The following is a 2,398-nucleotide window of genomic DNA, read 5'->3' on the forward strand; positions in this document are numbered from 1 at the left end:
TCCCGGCCTGCTCTTATTCGCCCCGACGCTGATCGGCGAACCGATCGAACACGCGACGGCAGTCGGTATTTCGCTTACGGTATTGATCGTGACGGCGCTTGCTTCAACATTAAGCTACACCAAGAGGGGAATTGTGGACTTCAGAAGCGGCCTGCTTTTCTTTATTACGAGCGGACCTGCTTCCATTTTGGGGGCGGCGCTGACCGGCCTTATGCAGGCGGGCGTGTTCCAGCTCTTGTTCGGTTCGCTGATGCTGCTTCTGGCAGGTCTATTGATCGGACGGGACTATATGAAACCGTTTGCGAAGGAGTGGCCTATCCAGCGTTCGATCACAGATGCGCAAGGAAACGTTCATACGTATGGATACGGTCTATGGTCGGCTCTGGCTATTGGATTTTGCGTCGGCTTGATCTCCGGATTGTTCGGCATAGGCGGAGGTTCCTTGTTCGTACCTATGATGGTGCTTCTCTACCGCTTCCCGCCGCATGTAGCGACCGCTACGTCCATGTTCGTCATCTTCCTCTCTGCCATTTTGGGGAGCGGCATGCATGTAGCTTTAGGCGAGATTGACTGGCTGTTAGTGGCTGCGCTCGTTCCGGGAGCCTGGATTGGAGGACGGATCGGCGCGCGAATCGCAGTAAAGCTGAGCGGCAACAAGCTGCTGTGGCTGCTTCGAATTACGCTGCTGGCGCTTGCGATCCAGCTCATATTCGAGGGTGTATCATCCGTCTGACGGATAGCAGGCATTCGATGGATTACGATGAAACCAGTCACGGGCAACGGACGTATTATAATAAGATGAGTAGATATGAACGGAAAAAGATGAATTCGAAATGGACAACTACCTCTATAGCTGGGAGAGTGATAGACTTGAACGAAAGCAGTAACGGCTCGATCATTGGCGGCAAGAGCTTTACCGCGGTTGCCATCAACTGCGCCGCCAAGGCGGGCGAATGGATTATGACCAAGCTGGGCGGCTACTCCAAGCTGGAGCTCAAATATTCGGCTCACGACCTTGTGACCGAGGTGGACAAGGGCTCGGAGCGGCTGATCCGCAACTTGATCGGAACGCACTTCCCCCATCATTCTTTCTTGGGCGAAGAAGGCGTAGAGCCTGGACCGGAAGCGTCGTCGAGAGCGCTTGCAGAGATGAGCGACGCGGAATACTTATGGATCGTCGATCCTATCGACGGCACGACTAATTTCGTGCACGGCTTCCCATTCTTCTGTGTTTCTATTGCGCTAGCCTATCAGGGTGAAGTCATCGTAGGCGTCATCTATGATCCGTGCAAGGACGAATTGTTTGTGGCGGAGAAGGGGAAAGGCGCTTACGTGCATGGCAAAAAAATGAGCGTCTCCGGAGAAGAGACGCTGCGCGGCAGTCTGATTGCGACCGGACTGCCGGCGGATCATCATTATGCGCTGCCGCTTAACTTAAAGGGGATCCAGAGCGTGGCGCCGGAGGTACGCAATCTTCGGATCGCAGGATCCGCGGCGATACATCTTGCATATGTCGCAGCCGGCAGGCTCAGCGGCTTCTGGGAGATCGGCCTCAGCAGCTGGGATATTGCGGCAGGAGCGCTGCTCGTACAGGAATCCGGCGGGTTGGTAACGGACACGCATGGCCGTCCCTATAATCTTGCGGTTCGGAATATAGCCGCAACGAACGGGCTTGTGCATGCTGAACTGCTAGACAAGCTGGCCGGGGCGGAAGCGGTAGGATAATGGCATATAGCTGATGAAGCTAATTATGCTCGGAGGATAGGACAACAGAGACGCCAAGGCGCTATGTTGTCCTTGTTTGTTTCAAGTAACTCTCAGGAGGGATGTTGTGATGTCCAGAACGAAGATAGCTACCTTGGCATGGATGCTCAGCCTTGCTATTTTAGCAGGCTGCAGCGGGGCGGATAATGAAGAGAGAGGATCGTCTACGTCTCCCTCTGCGTCGCCGATGGAGACGATCGTACCGAGTCTGGCGCCCACAGAGAAGCCAGGCAATAGCGAGGAACCCGCTCAGAGCGATGACGGAGAACCGTACGCCGTTCTGGCCGAGAAGCTCCGAATTCCTTGGGCCATTGCGATTTATGGATCCGAGTTCTATGTGACTGAGCGCGAGGGGAATATCGTCGTCATCGCCGACGGGCAGATGAAACGTCAGAACGTAAGGCTTACGAAGGCCGTGCTGCATCGAGGTGAGGGAGGCATGCTGGGCCTCCTGCTGGCGCCGGACTTTGACCAGTCCCAGCTCGCGTATGTATATCATACATACGAGGAAGGAGGCAAGGCGTTGAACCGCATCGTGCAGCTTAAACAGGAAGGCGCCGAGTGGTCCGAACAGAAGGCGCTTCTGGAAGGCATTCCCGGCAGCGGCAACCATAACGGCGGCAGGCTCGCCATC

3 protein-coding genes are annotated in these 2,398 nt (G+C 55.5%); all 3 read left to right on the forward strand.

The window, feature by feature from the left end; translation table 11 throughout:
- On the forward strand, positions 1–733 hold a 733-nt coding region (locus PAT3040_RS24085; protein WP_258235131.1), incomplete at its 5' end, for a sulfite exporter TauE/SafE family protein.
- 137 nt (positions 734–870) lie between these two features.
- Complete coding sequence (locus PAT3040_RS24090; protein WP_258235132.1) at positions 871–1,725, forward strand: inositol monophosphatase family protein; 855 nt, start codon at positions 871–873, stop codon at positions 1,723–1,725.
- A 109-nt stretch (positions 1,726–1,834) separates the two neighbouring features.
- The coding region (locus tag PAT3040_RS24095) for a PQQ-dependent sugar dehydrogenase (RefSeq protein ID WP_181376801.1) at positions 1,835–2,398 on the forward strand (564 nt) is incomplete at its 3' end.

Source organism: Paenibacillus agaridevorans (genome assembly GCF_003112455.1).
GTDB lineage: Bacteria > Bacillota > Bacilli > Paenibacillales > Paenibacillaceae > Pristimantibacillus > Pristimantibacillus agaridevorans.